Here is a 22,625-nt window from a genome sequence, read left to right on the forward strand (position 1 = left end):
TATTTTCCTTACCTGGTCCCTGCCGGGCGTTAATTACAGAGGAAGCTCACGGCTGCTGCCCACCACGCTCCATTGCTGAGGGTCAAGCGTGCGGTTTTCGGCGCTTACTCGTCCATCGGTCAGGAAGCGCACCCTTCCGTACAGCGGATCAATTACGTCGATAGTGCCGTCGTCGTGATGCGTCATGGTCAGGTCGCTAAAACGCGCGCTGAAGGCATTAAGGGAGCGCTCATCCCGATCGCTGATGCGAACCAGCCAACAGGTTTGTAGCCCGTTCAGGCGGATTTCGCAGCCGCGAGTCGGGCCTGAATCCACCGTTTCGAACGCCTGATTACCCACCAGCAGCGCCATGCCCTTCCCGCTGCGTACGACCGCGCGCTCGCCGCGTATAGCCACTTCATCGAACTGGCTTTGCGGCAGCCAGGCGTGAGTAAAGGGAGGTTGATCGGCATGCAGATCGAAAGTCAGCACTGCCAGGCCGCGATACTGCTGAACGCGAGGCAGCGTGCCGCATCCACCCCAGTAGGAGGGGCGACCGAAACCTCCGTGCAGAGTCTCGCCAGGATGGTTGATCCAGATTTGCGCTTCGGGTTGATCGCCAAGGCGTAAATGGAAAGGCGTCTCCTGATAGCCCCACTCCCCCCATCGGTAGCCCGCTATCGACCCCATGGCCGCATGGCGGTTTTTGTAGTGATAGAGTCTGGCAATTCGATTAGCGCCCTGGGCAAAACACCACTCGATGGCGCTCTCTTTTTGCCAGGCGGCAACGTCCGCCAGCTCTGGCGGGAGGGTGAGCAGGCCATCACGCAGCAGCAAGGCTAACTGCGGCAGCGCATGGAAACGACAGCCGTAGTTGCCTTTGCCCCAGAGCAGGCGTGAAATAGCCGCCAGCTCCAGAGAACGGCCAGCGCGAAGGGTATGTTCGTAAGAGCGTCCCTGCGAGGCGGTCAGAAATCCCTGGTGAGCAGAACGGGCTATCTGCGTCAGCAAACGCCCTATTGCCGCGATGGCCCGCTGGCTTATCTGCGCATCGCCCGACAGCGCAGCCAGCGCGGTAAGGCCTTTTAGATCGATGGGGAAATAGGGCGCGGAGTTCCATTCGGCCATTTCGCACTGTTCGAAATGATCAAGCCAACTGAGGACGCGCGCTTTCCCTGCCGCCGCCTGCTCGCGTCCGGAGCGCCCGGAGCGGGTGAAAATTGCATCCGGGAAGAGATTGCCCGCCAGCAGCGCCGCGGTGTGGAACAGCAGAGCGTGGTTCTCAGAGAAGTACCACTGTACATCGTTACCAGGTTCGTCCATCCAGTAACGGAAGCGCAGAATAGCCTCATCAATACGCTCGCGAACAGCCGGATCGATCTTGTCGCCCCACACCGTACGGCACCACAGCAGCGGAACAAGCGTAAAGTCCGCGCAATCATGGCAGTCGAGCACCGACGGCAGAACGCCATCCAGCATCTGCTGGGTCTGCTCATCGTTAAGGCCGCAGGCCAGGCGCGCCAGCGCTTTGACGCTGCTGTATTCTCCCTCACGAGCGACCGCGTTCAGCGCTTCAGCAATGCGTGCCTCCTGCGTTTGCGGGATCGCCGTCTGGCGGTCGGCGTGACAAATTTCGACGCCCAGCGTGCGGCCGATCTGGAACCCTTCACGCCGCAGCGTAATATGGAAATTACGGAAATCTGCCGGAATAGCCTCGCTTTCCGCAATGGCGATCAGCGATTCGCCGGCGGCCAGCCGACTGTCCAGCGCAACCGGCTCATCGAGCGAGATAAAATCGCCCAGAACATCAACGTGCAGCTCATAGTCCGTCGACGCTGGCTGAGGAAATACCAGACGAATGGTGCCGCGGTTATAGACCGGGTGCTCAAAGGACACGCCATCAAGTAGCTGTTCCATCTCTTTGATCTGCGCATCGGCTAGCGGCGTCTCCAGCGCAATGTGCAGCGGCTCGCCAACAAGGTAGTCAAGCTGGAAAAAGAAGCGAATATCGCGTTCGGCTAAGTCATCAAACCACAGCTCCAGCTCATTTTTACCCGCCTGCAGCGTCAGGCTGAATTCACGCTGGTTCTCCAGGTTGCGCTGATAGTCAGCCATCCACAGCACTTCCTCGCCGTTCAGCTTCAGCAGCGCGCCACCGCAGGTGGCAAGCCGAAACCGATACTCACCCGCCAGTGGGCAATCGATTAACGTTCTGGCCCAGGCACCAACGCGAGTTGGCCGGAACCAGAAGCCAGACAAATCCACTCTGTCGGAGCCAAAAGGGAACCACCAGCGAGAATAGCTTGCCCTCGCGAACGGCTGCGGCTTTTGCTCGGCAAAGTGCTGGCGAAAATCGTCTCGGCACGGGTAGGTGTGAGGAATAAAGTTTTTATGTTTGCTTAAAAAGAAAAAGGGATCCATTTCGCCTGCCATCGGCGAATCCACCGTGTCATAGCGTAAGCTGGTTATATCGGATAGCTGCCAATAGCGCACGGCATGACCTGCCGTTAAATTAAAATTACTATATTCAATAGCCATTACTTTTTTCTCCAAAGAGAAGGATCGTATTTTATTTTTTATTAGTCAGACGCAGACCTTCGCTCAGACATAATATCGCCAGAGCCTGGCCATAACCGGTGGGTTGTAAGGGAATATCTTTATAAAACTGCAGCGTTCGCCCCATTCGCGTGCCATAAGAAACATTGTGCACCGCGCCTTCGGCATCAATATTATCCTGAACAATCGCCAGCGCCTTCACTCCCGCCTGCTGCCATCGTTCATCGCCAATGCCAAGACGCGCGCCTTTTAATAAGCCATAGCCAAAACCGGCTGTGGCAGAAATTTCAATATAAGAGTCCGGGTGGTCAAGCAGGGTGTGCCATCCGCCGTTATCCGCCTGTAAATCAATCAGCGTATTAACCTGCTTTTTCAGGCACTCGATAAGGTATTCGCGCACCCCCGCGCCCACATCGGCAAGCTCCAGCAACTCGAGTATGCCAACGGTGATCCAGGCATTGCCGCGCGCCCAGCGGGCTTTGGCAAAGTTGCTATTCTCGACAAAACTCCAGCCGTGGTACCACAAGCCGGTTTGCGGATCGTTGAGATAGCGCGCATGCAGCAGGAACTGACGAACGGCCTCATCGACCAGATTCTGGCGGCCGGATACCGTTCCGTAGTGCGCCAGAAACAGCACCACCATAAACAGCGTATCGTCCCAGATTTCCATTTCGTTAATGCCGTCGGAAACCACATGCTGAAAACCTTGTTCCGGCGTACGCGGGAGTTCAGTCATCACGCGATTTGCCCAGTTATCGAGCACCTGCTGGTAGTAAGGCTGCCGGTGATGGGACCAGAAAAGCGACAGGGGAAGCATCGGCGCGGTTGTGTTGACATTCAGGTCAGGCAATCCTTTTTCGATATTTCCCTGAAACCAGTTATCAATAATTTGATATAACTCATCGGACTTATTGTTTTCCCACAAACGTACCAGCCCAAATAACCCAACGCCCTGCGGCCATTCCCAGCTGGAGAAAGAAATATAATCGCCTGCGCTACCGTCAAGATTGGGCTCATTAAATCGCCCATTATCTTTTAGCTCAGTAAATCCGCGTAAAAGCAAATCCATATTCTTATTCAGTGAACGCTTTTCCATTCTTATTCCCAATCATATGAAGAGATAATTTGGCAAAAGGAATTAAATCATCTCGCATTTCACATGCGCAATACGAAAAAAATTTGCGTTGATATTCTGTGAGCTTTGCCGATATTTTTTTGGCCTGAGAAACCATCTTATTTAGCAAAGAAAGGGGGGGGTTTTTGATAAAACAAGGGTTTATTGAAACGTTATTTCATTTTAGGTGGGAGTACTACACAAATTTTTTGCGCAGTTATCGGAACGGAGCTTTGGCCGCCGCATCCGCTGTACTGTCTCTCGCCACGCCGACAACGCGCTTATCGTCTGGCGCTGCTCTTCCGTCAGGTCCTTGCGGTCCACGCCCGGATACATCTGCTGCGCGATATACTCGCCCATCGCCGCGCCCGAGGCGCCCGCCAGCGCGCTGTTGCCCGCCGCGTAAGCCGTTACCGCGCCTGCCACCGCGTGCGCCATCAGGTTCGCCTCGACGTTCACTACTTCTTTGCCGTTCGCATCCTTCGTGGTGGTCATGTCCTGGATGACCTCCGCCAGGTAAGGCGCCGCCGCCGTCGCCGCCTCGATACCCTGCTGGATGGCGCTGCCCGTGCCCCACTGCTGCTGCGCCGCCTTATAGCTGTCCGTCGCCGTCAGCTTCTCGTTATACCTTGCCCACTCTTTAGTCGACGCGCCTTCTCCCGGCTCTGTTATGCCTTTCGCCGCCAGCTCCGCCTTACCGGCGTTCGTGGCCCGTATCTGCCCCTCCGTCCGGGCGATATCCGTCGCCTGGCTGCCAATTTCCTCTATCAGCTGCACCTCTTGCAGCCGGTTCTGCTCCTTCTCCTTGTCGAATATCGGCGACAGCGTCTGGTTGGCGTGCGCCACGTCCCGGCTCAGCCCGCTCACGTCCTGCGTATGCTTCTCCCTGTCGCGGATAACTATCGCGCCCTCGCTCACCGCCCCGTCCAGCTGCTGTGGATCTTGTCGCGCGAGGCGTTGACGTTTGCAGAGCCAGTCATCAAGCTGGTGAGATGCGCCCTGTAATCGTTACCCAACAAATCGCCGCTGTTAAACAGCGTTTTCAGTGCTTCGTAAGTTTCAACCGAACTGCTGGCCGTTTTGACAATCCCGTCAACGGCATCATACAGCCCCGCCGGAACCCCGGCTATCATACCTGCTGCAAAGCCCCGTCCTGCCCCGGGTCGATCGCTGTCCATTTGGCCTGGACACAGGCTCTACAGGCTATTGTCTGACATACAGCGATTTCTTTATTTTTCTGAGCCTGTTGTTTTGTGCTCAGACAGTTATCTCAACTACAAATCATCTTCAGACACAACATCAGAAGCTCCGCAGGCTTTAAACAATTTCTTTAAAGCTCCCGACATAAACGTTGAGTCCAAAGTAGTTACTTCAATTAAAAAATGGCTATTGTTTAACGGAACATCGAATAAAGTAGCATCCCACCAAAACCACTCTCGCTCCTCCGGCTCCAACCAAGATAACCATGATGATAAAGTCCACTGATCATCATGAGATGCTTCGGTAAGCTTTTCTTCATAAGTCAGAGCCTCCCAGTTTTGAAGTTGCTTTTCCCTATCGGCTTTCGTTAACTCTGGTGAAAAACCTTTGACAAATTGAAATGGAAGCATACTTATCCACTTTTCAAGAGAAGGCCATTCTTGCGTTGAATAATTATTTACTATAATCATAACCTCTTTCGCCAGAGCCAAAACTAAAGATGCATCATTACATGATACTACGAACCTGGCGATTCCGATTCCCGATGCCTTAGCCATAGCCTGGGGAGATTTTTTTAACCTCTCCCTTTCCAACAAAATTTGCCGTAATCTTTCATTATTTGCGTGCATCTTTTCCCGTCCCCAGAATGATTTTATCTTGCAATTCTTTCAGCTTTTCAGGCCTTATTCCATACTGATCTTTAGCTCTCGTTGGATCAGCAATAACAGGCTTTCCTTTGTTCTCAGGTAATCGAGCAACACTCTCTTTTACGGCAGTTTTTCTCAATTCATCCAAAACAGAGTTTGGCACTTCAAAAGTTTTGATCGTTGCATTATCCATATTCTGAATGCTGCGCTTTTCAAAAAACTCCAAAGCTCTGGCTTTATCACCAAAGTTTAAATACAGCGTAGTGTTGCCAGTGATAGTAACCTGCCCATTGTCACCAATTAAAAGGCGAGTGTTTGGTGCACCTTCCACACGATAAACCGTCACCGTACTTGGGCCTTTCATTCCATACACTGCACCACCAATTGCCGCAGCGGTATGTATTCCAGCCATTGTGTAGTAAAGAACTTTAGCCGCATCCGGGCTGATGTTATGCGTGGTCGCGAGCAGTTGTATATTGGCATTACGCTGCGCTATTGCATCCGCCGTCGCGTACATCCACATCAAATCGTCTACCTTGCTCGCCCCGTCCTTATACACGCTGCGCATTTTGCTAATATAATCACCGTCGAGCATCTCGTCATAGCTCTTCGCCATTCCTGCTAAATCCTGGCGCAACCCCCTACACTGCTCTGAAGACAAATTCTGACAGGCCGCATCTATTGCAATATCAAACGCCTTATCTTTAGCGTCAAGGTCATTGATGAGTTTCTCGGCCTGCTGTTTCTTTTCACCTTCCAGATACGGCAGTGACCATTTCGCATCCTGCCGCTTTTTCTCATCCGGAGCATTAAGTGCATTATTCTCTACCGCATTCCTCCCCGCCTGCGCACCCGCCTTGCTGTTGCCCGCCACGTCGTCTGCTAAATGACGCTATCGGTTTCTTGATGCTGCTGTGCGGCTTAAAACTACACTATTTAGCACAGCACCTATAAATGAAAAAATATCACGAGCGTTTATCATTTTTTAATAAAGGTAAAAGATAATAAAAAAACCAAAAAATAAAGCTAGCGGGAACAGCTCCAAACAACGCGCCTTTTAAACTTCGCCATAGCTTATCAAAACTAAAGACACCTTCAGATAAATAATTTAACCCTTCAAAAAAGAAGAAGAAAGCTGCGACTATAAGACCCATGACTACTAATAACAGTAAAAAAATTTTAACTAGCACTATGAGGCTTTTTATCATTTACCGACATCCTTTTTTTTCTCTAAATAACTTGGTACCAAACCTGATGCTATAGAATCTCCAATATTCCCCGCAACTGATAGTAAAGGATGCTGGGATACAGGTTTCGTAATCGTCCACACGCCAGACGGTAACCATTCATATTGTTTCTATACAGGATTTAATATTTTATCCATCGGAACCTTGATGATATTACCAGCCGCATAGCCAACTGACGCCCCTGTTTTACTTAGTAGTGCCGCCATAAAAAGATCATCGCCACTGATCTTAGCTTGGTAATAAATCCCTGCTGCATTCCAAGTCATTGTGGGGTTGTAGCCTTTACCTGCCGTAATTGCACCAATTAGACCGGTACCAATCATGTCTGATAATATTACTTCGTCTGTAGTTATATACTGGATACCAACACCAGTGGAAATTTCCACGCCTACCGCAATAAGCTTCTCTTTAGTATTATTAACGGCAGGTGCTGACCGAGCCGGAGCAACTCATTATCCCACTGGCCGCCGAAGGATAATAAAAAAATAAAAACCCCGCCGGCTAAAGGCGGGGCTTTCTATTTATTTTATCAACTGTTTCAAATATTTAAATGGAGCCTCATTTAGATCCAAGTTCATTTCCTTAATAAGCTCGGATATCTTTTCATATTCTTCTGAAGTTATCGCAACATCATATTCACTTATATGATCACATAATATTTCAAAGGCAAGGGGCTCTTCATTATATTGGATATAATCTAAAGCCCCTTCGATCAAAGCTGGTTCTAACCGATCTTCAAGATTTTTCCCTAACTGGGTAATTCTGTTACCGAACATTTATATATTCCTTACTATTTTTTTATCGGTTTGGACTGTGCCGGGATAGGTTTGCTATCAGGAAATGCTGTTATTACCTTTCCAATAGCTGGTTGATATACAACACGAAGCCTTACACCATCTCTAACTTCATAGGCAACCCATTTTGCTGGATCTCCTTTGCTAGTATATAACCCACCAGTACCTGTCTGGGCATACCATTGAGTACTCGGTGAAGTAGCAATATCCCCTATTTCATGAACTATCTTTTCTGCCGTCCAATTCGACGGAAATGTTGTTTTACCGGGATTACCTGGAAATATATGGCCACCACTAGTAGAACTATCTCCATATAATATATGCTTTTTCGCTTCAGGAGAAAGAATATCTGTATAGTCTTTACCATCCGCTACAGTACCAACCGTATCTTTATAGGGAAGTGAATTTCCATCATATGCGCCCTCCTTATGCTCGGCATTAGCAACTGTTTTATCTAGGTTTTGACTAAATTCACCTTCGCCAGGCTTCCAGGCTGATGAAGGTATGGCAGGTATAGCCTTTTCGCCTTTAGATGCGACTTTTGCAACTATCTTTTCTGTCAGTGCTGTCCCCGTTTTTACAACTCCAACTCCGCCAGCCAGCAATCCTGCTATATCCGTAACCAGCTTGCCGCCTTCAACGCCCGCGTTAAACGAGCCGCTGGCCCCGGCTTTCTGGTACTCCACTTCCATCCGGTTAATACGGTCAATATAAGACTGCTTCACCGCATCCGGAACGTTACCCAACACATCGCCGCTGTTAAACAGCGTTTTCAGTGCTTCGTAAGTTTCAACCGGACTGCTGGCCGTTTTGACAATCCCGTCAACGGCATCGTACAGCCCCGCCGGAACCCCGGCTATCATACCCGCCGCAAAGCTACCATCCTGCCCAAGGTCAATCGCCGTCCATTTGGCCTGCGTCTGCGCTTTACAGGCCACGGTATGACATTCTGCCAGTTCCGTTGCTTTCTGAGCCTTCTGCGCATTACTCAGATAATTATTCTCAACCGCATTCCTTCCCGCCTGCGCCCCGGCCACCGCGCCTGCCGTGCCGTCTCCGGCCACGCCGCCCGCCAGCCCGGCCGCCAGCGTCCCCAGCGCGCTTATCGTCTGCTTCTCGGTTTCCGTCAGGTCACCAACAGCTTTCCCCGGATAGAGTTGCTTCATCACCAGCTGCGCCATCAGTTCGCCGCTGACACCGCCCGCCGCGCCTGCCAGCGCTGAGTTGCCGGACGCATACGACGTGACCGCACCAAGCACCGCGTGGGCCATCGCTTTTGCTTCCGGGTTGCCTTCCGTCAGCTTATGTATCTGCTCCGCCAGGTAAGGCGCCGCAGCGCCACTCACAGCCTGACCAATATTTCCGCCCGCCAGCCCCTGCACCGCCGCCGTCGCCGCCTGCATGCCTTTTTGCAGCGCGCTTCCTGTGCCGAACGGCGCCATCGCCGTGTTGTACGCCTCCTCCGCTATCTGGTCGGCGGTTGGGTTCAGATTGCCTTTCCCGGCCAGCGCCTCTTTTGCTGCCTGAAGCGCAGCCGGGTCACGCTTCGCCTTCTCGCCCGCTATCTGCCCTTCCGTCCGGGCGATATCCGCCGCCTGGTTGCCAATCTCACCAATCAGCTGCGCCTCCTGCAGCCGGTTCTGCTCACGCTCCTTGTCGAATATCGGCGACAGCGTCTGGTTGGCGTGCGCCACGTCCCGGCTCAGCCCGCTCACGTCCTGCGTCTGCTTCTCCCGGTCGCGGATAACTATCGCGCCCTCGCTTACCGCCGCCTTCGTCACCGAGCTGTCGCTGCCGCTGTGGTTCGCTCCTACCAGCAGCCCGTTCGCCATGTTTCCGGCAAACTGACCGGCGATGCTGCCGCCGGTGCTGATGCCCGCGCTCTGGTGCTCCACCTTATAGTCCGCGTGGTTCTCGATGTCGCTGAACCCAAGCGTCCCCGTCTCCAGCCGGTTTTTATCCGCCGCCGCGGTCGAGCCGATTACCACCCCGTCCAGCTGCGTGTGCGCCCCGACGCTCACGTCAAAGCCGCCCCTGCCCGCGAAGATGCCGGTCTGCTCCTCACGCTCTGCCAGGTGCTGTGCATCCTGTCGCGCGAGGCGTTGACGCTGGCCGAGCCGGTCATCGAGCCGAAGGTAAAGCTGCCTCCCGCGCTGGCGCTCTGCTGCTTCGAGTCGTAGCGGTCGCTGTCCTGCTCGCTCACCAGCGTCAGGTTGCGCCCCACCTCAGTGCAAGCTGATCATCCAACTGATAGCTAAGGAATAACTGAATGATAAGGAAAGCCCCGGCTCTGAAGCCGGGTTTATTTAGTTCGTTTTCTTAACTATATGTTGCAACCATTCTTCTGATGAGGGCCACTCATTAGGGTAATAATAACCGCAATCAATTTTGTTCAGCAGTATGTCTTGTAATTCATGATCTGATAAAGAAAGAGTTATTAGCTCATCTATTTCAAATTTCAACTGCAACCGTTCCTCCACCGTTTCAGTAGCTCTATAAGCGGCTAAGGTTTCATCTGCATTACCAAATAGCACCTCAAAATCTTGGTTGAAATAGCACCTTAATAAATATGACAGCGAAGGGAATTTCTCATTAACGTTCATGGTGTTGGGTATCCAGTAATGATTTTGTATCCGCCAGGCATTGAAGGATCTCTACCAATGATTATCCTTGCGTTTGTAGCAGATACAGCGCCTGTCGAGCCGCGAGTAACACTGATACCAATAGCTGCAGAAGATTGATAATCAAGCTCTAAGTAGCCTTTTTGGCTGCCAGATAAGTACTTCTGGATTTTCGCTTGATTATTATCAATAGCTTTACTTACGACAGATTCTGCCGTAGCTCTATCAGTAAATGTCGATGCTGTTTTTGTATTACCTGTAGACACTCTATCAAATAGCTCCGCTTCAGTTTTTCCTACATGTCGCTCTATTAAATGGCCGCCTGCTTTTTCATGGGCAGCCAATCCGCCACCAGGAACAATCGTACTATGTTGTCCGGTTGCCAGTACTTTATTAGCCCCTGCATTACTACCTTTGCCAATACCCGCCGCTATTCCCGCTGCACTGGTTCCAACCGCCTGTGCCAGCGAGTTTATCGCAAGCTGCTTCGCTTCAGGTGAATCATCGGACATCAATGCGTTATGAATCGCCGCATTTCTGTCTGCTTCAAGCTGAATAGTTGTCACCTGTAGGATTGAAAGCTCGTTCTGATCTGCCTCGCTTAGTCCTCCATTAACTCGCGCTTTTTCCAGTAGCTCACTGGTGCGGTTAGCGTATTCGGCCTGTAATCTACTGACTTCGTTTGCCTTGTCAACGCAGTCCTTAGCTCCTCTACACTCCACAACTCGCTTCTGTTGTGCGGCAGAAATCTGCCTGTATTTTTCAGTGACGGAGGCCTCACAAGCCTTATCGCCCCGACACTGTATCATTTCCTGAACACGGGACTGATTCTGCTTAACGTTTAATGCATTATTCTCAATCGCATTCCTCCCCGCCTGCGCTCCCGCCACCGCACCTGCCGTGCTGTCACCCGTCACGCCGCCCGCCAGTCCCGCCGCCAGCGTGCCCAGCGCGCTTATCGTCTGGCGCTGCTCTTCCGTCAGGTCCTTGCGGTCCACGCCCGGATACATCTGCTGCGCGATATACTCGCCCATCGCCGCGCCCGAGGCGCCTGCCAGCGCGCTGTTGCCCGCCGCGTAAGCCGTTACCGCGCCTACCACCGCGTGCGCCATCAGGTTCGCCTCGACGTTCACCACCTCTTTGCCGTTCGCATCCTTCGTGGTGGTCATGTTGTGGATGACCTCCGCCAGGTAAGGTGCCGCCGCTCCGCTGGCCGCCTGCGCCAGGTTGCCGCCCGCCAGACCCTGCACTGCCGCCGTCGCCGCCTGAATGCCCTGCTGGATGGCGCTGCCCGTGCCCCACTGCTGCTGCGCCGCCTTATAGCTGTCCGTCGCCGTCAGCTTCTCGTTGTACTTCGCCCAGTCGTCCTGCGACGCGCCTGCTCCCGGCTCTGTTATGCCGTTCTTCGCCAGCTCCGCCTTACCGGCGTTCGTGGCCCGTATCTGCCCCTCCGTCCGCGCGATATCCGCCGCCTGGCTGCCAATCTCACCAATCAGCTGCGCCTCCTGCAGCCGGTTCTGCTCACGCTCCTTGTCGAATATCGGCGAGAGCGTCTGGTTGGCGTGCTCCACGTCCCGGCTCAGCCCGCTCACGTCCTGCGTCTGCTTCTCCCGATCGCGGATAACTATCGCGCCCTCGCTCACCGCCGCCTTCGTCACCGAGCTGTCGCTGCCGCTGTGGTTCGCTCCCACCAGCAGCCCGTTCGCCATATTTCCGGCAAACTGACCCGCGATGCTGCCGCCCGTGCTGATGCCCGCGCTCTGGTGCTCCACCTTATAGTCCGCGTGGTTCTCAATATCGCTGAACCCGAGCGTGCCCGTCTCCAGCCGGTTTTTATCCGCCGCCGCCGTCGAGCCGATTACCGCCCCGTCCAGCTGCGTGTGCGCCCCGACGCTCACGTCAAAGCCGCCTTTGCCCGCGAAGATGCCGGTCTGCTCCTCCACGCTCTGCCAGGTGCTGTGCATCTTGTCCCGGCTCGCGTTGACGCTGGCCGAGCCGGTCATCGAGCCGAAGGTAAAGCTGCCGCCCGCGCTGGCGCTCTGCTGCTTCGAGTCGTAGCGGTCGCTGTCCTGCTCGCTCGCCAGCGTCAGGTTGCGGCCCACCTCCGCCTTCACCTTCTCGCCGCTCACCTGCGCGCCCTGAAGAGTGGTGTCGCGCCCGCTCACCATCGTTACCTGGCTGCCCGCGCTTACCTGAGTTTCGGTGTGGGTGACGCCGCTGCCCTGCTCGCTGCCTTTGCCCTTGTTGACGCTGGCGGAGACGCTGATGCCCATGCCGCCCTGGCCCGCGCCGATGCCCACGCCCAGGCTGCCGCCGTGGCTCTCGTTTTTGCCCTCCAGCGAGGAGGTATTAGCGGCCGACAGCAGGTTCAGGTCGCGGTTGGCCGACAGCAGCACATCCTTGCCGGCCTGCAGCTGGCTGCCCTGCACCGTCAGGTCGCCGTCGGCGCCTTTCACGCCGCTGCCGCGCGCCACCACGCTCAGGTTGTCCCCCGCCGTCAGGCTGCTGCCCTGGGCGGTGCGCTGCTCGCTCTGCTGGGTGGAGGTGGAGGACTGGCTGCCGTAAGAGAGGCTGACCCCGATGGCGTTGTTGTTCTCCGGGCTGTTGCCCTGAGCCGCCGCCAGCCGCGCGGCCTGCGTCGCCTGCACGCCGCTGAGCGCGGCTTTGGTGCCCTGCAGCGCCGCCAGCCGTCCGCTGTCGGCGGACTTCGCCTCCTGCACCGTCTGCGCCGCCGTATTGAGCGCGCTGCCCACCGTGCCGGAGAGCGCCAGCGTCAGGCCGGAGGTTTTCTGCTCCACCTTGTGCGTCTGGCTGCTCTGGTTCTGCGCCGCGGTGATGCTGACGTCGCGCCCGTCCAGCGTCAGGTTTTTGCCGGCGATAAGCTCGGAGCCGTTCACGTCCAGACGGTTGCCCGCCTCCAGCGTCACGTTGCCGTTCACGCTGCCGACGGTGCTGCCCTGGTTCGTCACATCCTGCGCCATGTCGGTGGTTTTCAGGCTCTGCGTGCCGTAACTGAAGCCGATGCCGCCGGTGCCCGACAGCCCGCTCTTTTTCTCCTGCGCCAGATGCTGTTCGCTGTTGCGCTCCGTCGCGCCCACCACGCTGAGGTCGTTGCCCGCCTGCAGCGCGACGTCGCGCGTGCCCGCGATCTGGCTGCCCTGCACGCGCAGGTCGTTGCCTGCCGCAACCGTGACGCTGTCGCCGCTCAGCGCGCTGCCCTGCGCCGTCTGGCGCGCAATCTGGTCACGCGTGGTGGTGGTGCTCTTCGACAGCCAGCCGCTGCTGCCGGTCACCTTATGCCGCTCGTCCAGATCCTGGGTGTTCTCACCATTCGTCAGCGTAACATCCTGTCCGGCAGTCAGCGCCAGCGCGAGGTCAGCCGACAGGGTGGCGGCGCGCGCCTTAAGATCGTTGCCTGCCAGCAGCGAGACGTCGCCTTTGCCCACCACTTCGCTGCCGACCTCCTGCGTATTGCCCTGCTTCAGGCTGTTGTCACCGTCCCAGACGATATCGTCGCGGCTCGCGGTGGTAACGGTATTAAGGCTGAGGTCGCGGCCCGCATGAAGCACCGTCTGGCTCGACTCGCCGCTGTTGACCACCTGCGCCGCCGTCAGATTGATATCGCGCCCCGCCTGCAGGATCAGCCTGCCGTCGTCGCCCTGCACGTACATGCCCGCCACGCTGTCGACGGTGGTGCGCGCAAAGCTGTTGTCGCCGCTGCGGCTCTCAACGCTGCGCGTGGTGCTGATGGCGTTGATATCCCGTCCGGCGCTGGCCAGCAGCGAGTCGGTGCCCTGGATCACGCCGCCGATGTTATTGATATCGGTGCGGGCAGCGAGATCGACGCTGGCGCCCTTGATGGTGCCCGCCAGGTTAGTGATGTTGTCGGCGCTCAGCTTCACCACTTCGCGTCCGGCCAGCGTGCCGCTGTTGAACAGGCCGCCGCCCAGGTTCAGGTTGAGGTTGCGGCCCGCAATCAGCGCGCCGCTGCCGTCGACATCGCCTGGCTGAACGCGCGCGTAAACCTGCGGTACCAGCACCGTCTGGGTGGAACCATCCGGCAGCCTGACCTGCGCGTTCACCAGCCAGACGATATCTTTGGTCAGCAGCGCCATCTGCTGCGGCGTCAGCGCCACGCCGAGCGTCAGGTGGTATTCCTGACTGAAGTCGATGGCGTTGTTCATCAGCGCCTTGTACTGCTCTTCGTCGTTACTGTAGCCGTCCAGATAACGCTGACCCGTCAGATTAATCACCTGTTCCCGGATCAGACGCTGCTCGTAGTAGCCGTCGCCCAGCCGCTTCAGGACGTTGTCGCTGTTCTGCGTCAGCCTCTCCTGCATATAGTCGCTGCTCAGCCACTGCTTCTCCTGGGTAAAGCGCGGATCGGTCTCCACCAGGTATTTACCGCCGGGCGACGGATTGGTTTTGAACAGGCTGTTGTCCGGCAGGCGCGTATCCGGCCCGACGATGCGCACCACGCTCGCCGCTTCGCCCTGCTGCGGCGCGACGCCGCTGGCGACTTCAAAGCGCTGCCCCGGCTTCAGGGCAGCGGCGGCGATAGCGGGCAGCGCGCCGGTATCGACCGCCTGCCAGTCAGGCGCAAGCGCGCTGCCCGCCACGGCGGCGCTGACGCTGCCGGTATGGCCGATTGCCGCGTCGGTGCCCTGCGCGCTCTGCGGCGCCAGCGATAAGGGCGTGCCGCTAATGTCGCCGTGATCGACCAGCTGGCTCGGCTTCAGCGCAATCGTCTCAATCACCTCCGGCGGCGTATAGGCTGAGCTTTTTTTACCCTGGCTGTCGCCGCCTTTATGGCGGATGCGGTAGTAGCTGGTAACTTTACCTTCGTCGGTGGTGATGCGCTGGCCCGCCACCTCGACATTATCAAGCTCGCCCGCGTTCATCGTCAGCGTATTGCCCGCTACGATTTGGCTCTTATCGTTGAACACCTTATCGGCGTTCACCGTCATATTGCCGCCCGCGATGATCTTCGCCGGATCGCTTTCGGCGATCTGCGTCTCCTGCACCGTGCGGATGTAGTCATACTGGGTAAAACGGTCGTGGTTGCTGCCGGTTTTGCCCGGCGTGTTGAGGTTTAGCAGCGAGTCGGCGGAGTTGCGATCGACAAACACGCCCTCTTCGCCCGCTTTCCAGCGTACGGTGTCCCCCGACTGCTGATACTCGGTGATCGCCTCTGTGGAAACGGTCGCCAGCTCGGTGCTGAAATGGTCGTTGACGTTATTGATCTGCCCGGCGTCGATCTGCATATCGCCCGCCGACTCGATGGTGGCGCTGTGGTTGTTGAGGGTGTCGGCCCTGCCGATCGCCAGCCCGCTGGCGTCCAGCTGCCCGCCCAGCGCCATATCCCCCGCGCTGTAGATCAGGCCGTGATCGCGGTTGTTCAGCGTCTGAACGCCGATATCGACCCGCTCACGTCCCGCCAGCGTGGCGGCGGTGCCGTTTTCCGCCAGGTTATTGAAGGTGCCGGCCTGCACGCCGATCGTATCGCCGTAAATCCGGCCGCTGCCGATATTGGTTAAGGTGCCGGCTTTAAGCAGCGTCTGCTTGCCGTCGATCAGGCCGTAGTTGGTGAGCTGCCCGTTGAGGGTCAGCCAGTCCTGCCCGGCATTGATCTCGCCGCTGGCGGCGTTCAGCAGATTGCTGGCGCGCAGATCCAGCTTGCCGCCCGCCAGCAGCTTGCCGCTGTTAACGACGTCGCCCGGCGTGGTGAAGTTGAAGCTGCCGTTGGCGATCATCTCGCCGCTGTTGTTCAGGCTCTGCTGGCTGACCAGCGTGATATCGCCGCGCGAGAGGATCTGGCCGTCGCCGCCGATGCGATCGGCGCGGATCGTCAGCGATCGCCCCGCCTTGACGCCGCCCGCGCTGTTGGTCAGCGTCAGGCCGTTGCCCTGCAGCAAAAGATCCTCTCCTGCAGAGAGCTCGCCCTGACTGTTATCGACGCTGCCCTGGCTGTTGATGGTCAGCTGCCGGTCGGCCAGCAGCGTGCCGCGCTGGTTGGCGATGCTGTCGCTGTTGACGTTGAGGTTTGCCGCTTCGATGCCCTGCTGCGCGCCCTGGGTATCCTGGTTATTGAGCTGCAGCGCGTTGAGCACGGCGGTCGCGCCGCTGCGGATAAGACCGGCGGCGTTATCAATAACGCCCTGCGCGCTCGACAGCAGCAGATCGCCGACGCTCTGGATCTGCCCGCCGCGGTTATCCAGATGCGCGGTGGTGAGGCTGGCCGCCTGCTCGCTCACCACGCGCCCGCCGTTGCGGTTATCCAGCTCGCCGCTTTGCAGGCTGAGATCGCCTTTCGCGCCCAGCGTGCCGCCCTGATTGTCGATATCGCCGCCTTGCAGGCTGAGATCGCCCAGGCTGTAGAGGGTGCCGTTCTGGTTGTCGACGCCCTGGCCGTGGCTGTCGATGAGCACGCTACCGCCCTGCAGCAGACCTGCCTGGTTATTCAGCGCCGATGCGGTATCGAGACGCAGCGCGTTTAGCATCGATGCGGTGTTGAGGCGCAGCGCGTTCTGCGGCGATGCGATATCGAGGCGAAGCTGATCCTGCGCCACCAGCGTGCCAGCTGCATTATTCAGGCTGCCCGCCGCCAGCTGCAAGGCTTTTCCGCTCAGGGCCAGCCCCTGCGCGTTCTCCATCCGCCCGGCGCGGATCAGCATCTCGCCCTGACTGGTCAGCCCGCCTTTCTCGCCGCTGTTCTGGTTAAGCAGCGCATCTACGCCGATATCGAGACGATCGCCGCTCTGGATAAGGCCGCCGTCGCTGTTGTCGAGCGTGCCGCCGCGCAGCGTCAGCGCCTGCTGCGCCGCCAGCTGCCCGCCGCGGTTATCCAGCATCTCGACGCTCAGGCTGCCTGTGTCGCCGCTCGCCAGCACGCCCTGGCCGTTAAGCAGCTCGGCGGCCGTGACGCGCAGCGCCTTGCCCGCGCCGATCGTGCCGCCCTGGTTATCAAGCCGCTGCGCCGCCTCCAGCGTTAGCGCCTGGCCCGCCTTGATGGCGCCGCTCTGGTTGCTGATGCTCGCCGCAGCGGCGGAAAGCACCGCCTGCGAGGCGAGCGTGCCGCGCTGGTTATCCAGCTGCGCGCCGTCTAACTGGAGATCGCCCTGGCTGGCGATAAAGCCCTGCTGGTTGTCGATCGCCCTGGCGTTAAGCGTAAGCGCGCCCAGGCTGCTGATGCCGCCCTTGCTGCCGCTGTCGCGGTTGCTCAGCGCATAGCCGTGCGTGTCGATACGGGCGTCGCCGCCCGACTGCAACAGGCCCGCATCATTGGTTAGCGCGCCGTCGCTCTCAATCCGCAGCTGCTGTTTGCCCACCAGCGTGCCGCCGCTGTTATTCAGCGCCTGCGTGGTTAGCCGGGTAGCGCCGCCGCCCGCCAGCATCCCCTGGCGGTTATCCAGATCGCCGCTGCGCAGCGTCAGCGCGCCGGCACTCAGGATGCCGCCGCTGTCGCCGCTCATCTGATTGCTCAGGCGCGCGCCGTGCGTGTCGAGCAGCAGATCGCCGCCCGCCTGCAGCAGCCCGCCGTCGTTGTTGAGCGCGCCGCTGTCGCTGCGCAGCGCGCCTGACGCGGCGATGACGCCGCGCTGGTTATCCAGCGCGCGCTCTCCTAGCCCCAGCTGCAGGTTATCGCCCAGCAGCGTGCCCGCCTGGTTGTCCAGACCGGCGGCGCTGAGGGTCAGATCGCCCTCTGCCTCAATACGGCCCGCCTGATTCGCCAGCGCCTGCTGCGTGGCGAGGCTGGCGGCGCCGGTTGCCGCCGACGCGCGGCCCTGCCGGTTGTCCAGCCGATCGGCGTTCAGCCTGAGGTCGCGGCTCGCCGCCAGTTCGCCCTGGCGGTTGTCGACCGCGCCGCTGACCTGCGCCGTCAGGCTGCCCTGCTGCGCGGCGACGATGGCGCCAGAGCGGTTATCCAGCGCCGCGGCCTTGAGGTCGATATTGCCGTTGCCCGCCAGCTGGCCGCCCTGGTTATTCAGGGCGCCGCGCGTATGCAGCCGCATCTCGCCGCTGCCGCTCTGCACCAGCTGGCCCTGCTGATTCGACAGGCTGTCGACATCGGCGTCGATCTGCTGCGCGGAGGTCGTTCCCTTATCGAGGTTGAACTCGCCGCCGCGCAGGCTGAGCTGGCCGTTGGAAAGCAGCTTGCCGCCTTCGCCCTGCAGACTACGCGCGTCGATGGCCAGCGCGCCGCTGCCGGCATGGGCGATCTCGCCGGACTGGTTATCGAGCGTATCGGCGTTCAGGGTCAGGCTGCCGCTGCTGCTGGCAATGCGTCCGCCGCGGTTATTCAGGCTGCCCGGCAGCGCGATAGCGAGGTCGTCGCCGCCGGTTTGCGTAATCTGACCCTGCTGGCTGGAGAGATCGTGCGCCTGCAGATCGAGCTTGCTGGCGGTCAGCGTGCCGCCGTCGTTATCCAGCATTTTGCCGGTGCGGGCAGCGAGCTGCTGCTGCGCCACGAGCGTGCCGCCGCGCGTCGCGATGTCGCCGTCGCGCGCTTCGAGGGTGATGTTTTTCCCCTGCGTGCGGCTGCCGCTGAGATCCAGGCGCTGGCCGCGCGCGGTCAGGCTGCCGCCCGCCAGGTTCTCGCCCTGCGCGCTCAGCGCGCCATCGGCGGCGAGCGTCAGATCGCCTGACTCGCCGAGCCTGCCGTCATCCTGTACGCCTGCGGCAAGGATGCCCGACGTCGCGCTGTTGAGACGAGCCGCCTGTAGCGTAACGTTATTGCGCGCGGCGACGGAGCCGCTGTTTTGCAGCTCTGCCGCGCTGGCGACCGTGGCGCTGCCGCCGGCGAAGATCGCGCCGCTGTTGCTCAGGCCTTCCCTGGCGGCGACCTGCAGCTCGCCGCTGCTGCGTATGCTGCCGCTGTTTTCGATGCGACCGTCGGCGGTGAGGGTTACCGCGCCGGCCTGCGCGCCGATATTGCCCGCGTTGCGCACGCCGACGCCCGCTTCGGTGCCGATCAGGCGGATTTTCCCGGCATACATGCCGCCGAGGCTGGAGACGTCCAGCGCCACCTGCGGACGCGAAGCGGCATCGTCGCCCTGTTTCGTGACCTGCTGATGCGCCGCATCCACCTGGTTGCGTCCGGTGGTGACGTTCAGATCCTTAGCCCAGACGCTGGCGTTAATTTTCACCGAACGGGCGATAATGTCGGTGTAGTCCTGGCGCGAGCTGTCCATCCCCGCGCCTTCGACCGCCACCTCGCCGCGCTCGACGTTAAAACCGGTGAGGTTGCCGTTATTCATCTGCGCCTGGCCGGTGGTCAGCGTGGCGCGGTTGGCGTTGATAAATCCGCAGCCGTTACAGGTGATGCCGGACGGGTTGGCGATCACTACCTGCGCTTTTTGTCCCGCCACTTCGACAAAGCCGTTCAGGCGGCTGGGATCGCGCGAGTTAACCTCGTTGAGGATCACTTTGGCCTCGCCGCGGGCGAGCCAGGGGTTGCCGCTCACCATGCCGCCCAGCTCGGTCTGGACGTTTTTGTGGGAGTTGTTGAGGATGGCGCCCTGCTGCCCGACGTCGAACTGGCTGTAGCTGTTGCGCGACACGCCGCCGGCGGAAGGGGTCTGAATATTGATCTGCGGCGTGCCGTTGGCGCTGTTGATAATGGTCGGCTGCTGACCGCCCGGCGCCTGAGGATCGGCGACGATGGCGGCGCTGGCGGGCTGGATGACGCCCATCGCCAGCCAGAGGCTAAAGCTCAGCGCGCCAACCCGGCCGATGAGTCGGCTGAGCGTGCGGCCCTGGCCCGATGCGCGTGCGCCGCCTGCGCGGCCTGAACCGGCAATATCGGCCACCACCATCAGCATGCCGCGCGCTTTGTTGAAAATAATGCGGTAGAGGTTTCTGTTCATCTAATGTCCCTATCAGATTTGCGGTAACGCCACGGCGAGCGGATGCTGCTGCCGCCACTTTTTTGCCGACTCGCGGCTGACGCTGGCGCCATGAAAATTCAACACGCGCTTGCCGCGCTGCTCGCCGCGATGGTCTAACGCCCGCCAGCAGGCGTGAGGAAAGAGGTCGCGGCGCACCAGACGGCTCATCGCCGCGGTATGGCCAAACGGCGCGATCCAGTCGCAGCACCACATGCGCTCGCCGCTGTTCCAGTCTTCAGGCGGGAAATGGATCGCAGGCAGCGTGAGATAGCGCGCTTCGGCCTCTTCATTCAGCCAGGCCCAGCTAAAGAAAAAAACCGGTTCGCCCGCTTCGGCGACCAGCACGTACTGCTGCCTTTTAACGATCGGCAGCAGCAGCGTCGGCAGCGCGTGCAGCGGCGCGTCGCGATGCAGCGGCGAGTGCATCCAGAGCCAGACCGCGGCGCCCAGCACTTCCGCTTCGCTCTCCTGGCCGCCGAGGATCAGCGGCGATTTAATTTCATAGTTTCCCGCGCGCATGCTCAGTAGCTCCAGTTGAGGTTGAAGCCGAGCGTGACGTTGCTGGTGCGCAGGCCGTCCGGTTTAGAGAGCGGCGTGCCGATAAACAGGTCATAGCCGGTGTTAAAGGCCTGCCCGCGCAGCCCTGCCACCCCGCCCGCCAGGTGCTGGCCGGTGAGCAGTTCGCTGCCTGCGCCGCCTACCTCGCCATAGTCCACGCCGAGATAAAGCTCCTGCGCGGGCAACGGCGTGCTCCAGGCGATGTCGTTGCGCAGATACCAGCCGCGGCTGGCGTTGAGCGTGCGCTCGCCGTCGAAGCCGCGCACCGTCCAGCGGTTGCCGATAGAGAACTGCTCCTGCGGCGTGAGCGGCGTGCTGCTCATCTGGCGCAGATACTGCATGTTGTAACGAAAATGCCGATCGCCGATGTGGAACGGCAGGTTGAACTGCGCGTTAAGCTGCACGATTTTGCTCAGCGCCGTCGCCTCGCCGAAATACTCCTCCGGCGCAGGCTGGGCGCCGAACCAGCGCGTGCCGCGCTGATAGCTGACGCCCGCGTCCAGCGTCGCCTGGCGGATGTAGTGACGATGCTGCAGGCCGATACGCCAGGCGGCGGTCTGTCGCCGCTGCACCTGCACCTCGGTGTCGTTGATATAGTTGCGGGTTTCGCGCGTCAGCACGTCATAGGTCAGCGACGTTTTCTGCGAGCCGCTGCGGTGCAGCACCCGGCTGAGCTGCAGATCGAGGCTTTTGCTTTTTCCGCTGTAGCGGTAGTCCTGATTCGTGCCGGCGACCGTCTGGTGATAGTCGTAGTCGCTGCCCGTTGCGGAAAACATCCAGTAGCCGAACGGCACCGAGTAGTGGCCGGTGAAGTTTTTGCTGCCCTTGCCGCCCTGGCCTTGCAGATCGTGCGTGGCAGAGAGGTAAAAGAGGTCGCTCAGGGCGAAAGGGTTGTCGAGCGACAGCGTGACGCCGCCCAGGTAGCGGCCGGTGCTGCGGGTGCCGGAGTCGTCCAGCGACAGGCCGACGCGCCACATTTTTTGCTGCTTCCAGCTCACCTGAATATCGCTTTCGCCCGGCTGTTCGCCGGGCACCACCGACATCTCGGCCTGCACGGTCGGCAGCCGCTGCAGGTTTTCCAGCCCCTGCTCGATATCGCGTAAATCAAGCAGGTTGCCGGCGTGCGCGGGAAAAGCGCTATAGAGCCAGAGATGGCGATCGCTCTCCGGCGTCAGCTTCGCCTCACGCACGTAGCCGGGCAGGATCACCAGCCGCAGCGTCCCGCTGTTGAGATCCTGCGAAGGCGCCAGCACGCGCGTGGTGACGTAGCCGTGATCCACCAGCCGGTTTTGCAGGGCGCTCATCAGCAGGTTAATGCCCTGCGCGCCCAGGCATTTTCCCTGCGCCTGGCTGGCGATGCGGCGCAGCGGCAGCCAGTGCGGCAGCGCCTGCTGCCCCTGCAGCTCGACGCGCGCGATGGGAAAACAGGGCTTTTCAACGGGAAAGTTGATGCGTCCGAAGCTGGAAGCGGGCGGCGAAAGCCGCACGTCGGGCGCCTTCGGTTCGATTTGTTGCTCCAGCGCCTGCTGGCGCTGTTGCTGCTGGCGGATCTGTTCGCTGGCGTCAGGAAACGCGTCGGCGGCAGCGGCCTGCGCGGTTAAAAAAACGCCAGCCAGCAGAGAGAAAGAGAGCGGAATAGATTTATGCCGAAGATACATCAGACAGTCCCTGTCGCGTAAAGCAATCGTAAATTATGTTAATTTAAGTAAAATTTACTGCGTATTATCCATAAATTCAGGTTAGCGACAACTCTCATCTGATGAATATTCAGTCGGATTGTTTAATGGATTTTACAATTTTGTATAGACAGGGAAGCGCTGGATGGCGGTGCTGATAAAAAAAAGCAGGCGGGAAAATTGAGGCCGATAATATCTGAGTTTTAACCCTGGCGGCAGGATAAGGGCGGCGAGTCACCTCGCCGCCCGCCAGTTAGCGCACTATCACCGTCAGCAGAATCAGCGCGATGGCGATAAGCGCGACGCCGATAAATGCCCGGTCGAGCCTTCTTTTTTTCATGTTCGC

Annotated in this window: 15 protein-coding genes and 1 pseudogene; all 16 read right to left on the minus strand. The window is 58.8% G+C overall.

Annotated features, from left to right (window positions below; translation table 11 throughout):
• Positions 1-33: 33 nt before the first annotated feature.
• The 16 genes and pseudogenes from AC6I7Z_RS14980 to mgtU all read right to left on the minus strand — a co-directional run bounded on the left by AC6I7Z_RS14980 (position 34) and on the right by mgtU (position 22,619).
• A complete protein-coding gene (locus tag AC6I7Z_RS14980; protein ID WP_497814797.1) occupies positions 34-2,517 on the minus strand; it encodes a hypothetical protein in 2,484 nt (827 codons plus the stop codon).
• A gap of 31 nt (positions 2,518-2,548) precedes the next feature.
• Positions 2,549-3,631, minus strand: coding sequence for a beta-galactosidase BglB (gene bglB, locus AC6I7Z_RS14985; protein ID WP_497814798.1), 1,083 nt, complete (start codon positions 3,629-3,631; stop codon positions 2,549-2,551).
• 201 nt (positions 3,632-3,832) lie between these two features.
• Positions 3,833-4,567: a hypothetical protein gene (locus AC6I7Z_RS14990; RefSeq protein WP_497814799.1), complete on the minus strand. Its 735-nt coding sequence runs from the start codon at positions 4,565-4,567 to the stop codon at positions 3,833-3,835.
• Complete coding sequence (locus AC6I7Z_RS14995) at positions 4,564-4,827, minus strand: hypothetical protein (protein WP_497814800.1); 264 nt, start codon at positions 4,825-4,827, stop codon at positions 4,564-4,566. Before AC6I7Z_RS14995 ends, AC6I7Z_RS14990 begins: the two co-directional genes overlap by 4 nt.
• 96 nt (positions 4,828-4,923) lie before the next feature.
• The gene (locus tag AC6I7Z_RS15000) at positions 4,924-5,478 is read right to left on the minus strand and encodes a hypothetical protein (protein WP_497814801.1); all 555 of its coding nucleotides are present in this window, start codon (positions 5,476-5,478) and stop codon (positions 4,924-4,926) included.
• The gene (locus tag AC6I7Z_RS15005; protein ID WP_497814802.1) at positions 5,465-6,370 is read right to left on the minus strand and encodes a DUF6862 domain-containing protein; all 906 of its coding nucleotides are present in this window, start codon (positions 6,368-6,370) and stop codon (positions 5,465-5,467) included. Before AC6I7Z_RS15005 ends, AC6I7Z_RS15000 begins: the two co-directional genes overlap by 14 nt.
• A gap of 91 nt (positions 6,371-6,461) precedes the next feature.
• Positions 6,462-6,704, minus strand: coding sequence for a hypothetical protein (locus tag AC6I7Z_RS15010; RefSeq protein ID WP_497814803.1), 243 nt, complete (start codon positions 6,702-6,704; stop codon positions 6,462-6,464).
• Between the two features lie 149 nt (positions 6,705-6,853).
• Entirely contained in the window at positions 6,854-7,129 is a 276-nt protein-coding gene (locus AC6I7Z_RS15015) for a hypothetical protein (protein WP_497814804.1), read from the minus strand.
• Between the two features lie 135 nt (positions 7,130-7,264).
• Positions 7,265-7,519: a MafI family immunity protein gene (locus AC6I7Z_RS15020; protein ID WP_497814805.1), complete on the minus strand. Its 255-nt coding sequence runs from the start codon at positions 7,517-7,519 to the stop codon at positions 7,265-7,267.
• Positions 7,520-7,533: 14 nt separating this feature from the next.
• A complete protein-coding gene (locus tag AC6I7Z_RS15025; RefSeq protein WP_497815457.1) occupies positions 7,534-8,400 on the minus strand; it encodes an EndoU domain-containing protein in 867 nt (288 codons plus the stop codon).
• 111 nt (positions 8,401-8,511) lie between these two features.
• Positions 8,512-9,764: pseudogene (locus AC6I7Z_RS15030) on the minus strand (VENN motif pre-toxin domain-containing protein); the annotation flags it as partial.
• 79 nt (positions 9,765-9,843) lie between these two features.
• Positions 9,844-10,140: a contact-dependent growth inhibition system immunity protein gene (locus tag AC6I7Z_RS15035; RefSeq protein ID WP_497814806.1), complete on the minus strand. Its 297-nt coding sequence runs from the start codon at positions 10,138-10,140 to the stop codon at positions 9,844-9,846.
• Positions 10,137-20,024 carry a two-partner secretion domain-containing protein gene (locus tag AC6I7Z_RS15040; RefSeq protein ID WP_497814807.1) on the minus strand — a complete coding sequence of 3,296 codons (9,888 nt, stop codon included), beginning with the start codon at positions 20,022-20,024 and terminating at the stop codon, positions 10,137-10,139. Before AC6I7Z_RS15040 ends, AC6I7Z_RS15035 begins: the two co-directional genes overlap by 4 nt.
• A gap of 12 nt (positions 20,025-20,036) precedes the next feature.
• Positions 20,037-20,564 (minus strand): toxin-activating lysine-acyltransferase, encoded by a 528-nt coding sequence (locus tag AC6I7Z_RS15045; protein WP_497814808.1) that lies wholly within the window; start codon positions 20,562-20,564, stop codon positions 20,037-20,039.
• 2 nt (positions 20,565-20,566) lie between these two features.
• Positions 20,567-22,261 (minus strand): ShlB/FhaC/HecB family hemolysin secretion/activation protein, encoded by a 1,695-nt coding sequence (locus AC6I7Z_RS15050; protein ID WP_497814809.1) that lies wholly within the window; start codon positions 22,259-22,261, stop codon positions 20,567-20,569.
• 271 nt (positions 22,262-22,532) lie between these two features.
• Complete coding sequence (gene mgtU, locus AC6I7Z_RS15055) at positions 22,533-22,619, minus strand: magnesium transporter protection protein MgtU (RefSeq protein WP_497815458.1); 87 nt, start codon at positions 22,617-22,619, stop codon at positions 22,533-22,535.
• Positions 22,620-22,625: the final 6 nt, after the last annotated feature.

The organism is Pantoea sp. X-Soil-MYKO-1289 (genome assembly GCF_059730625.1).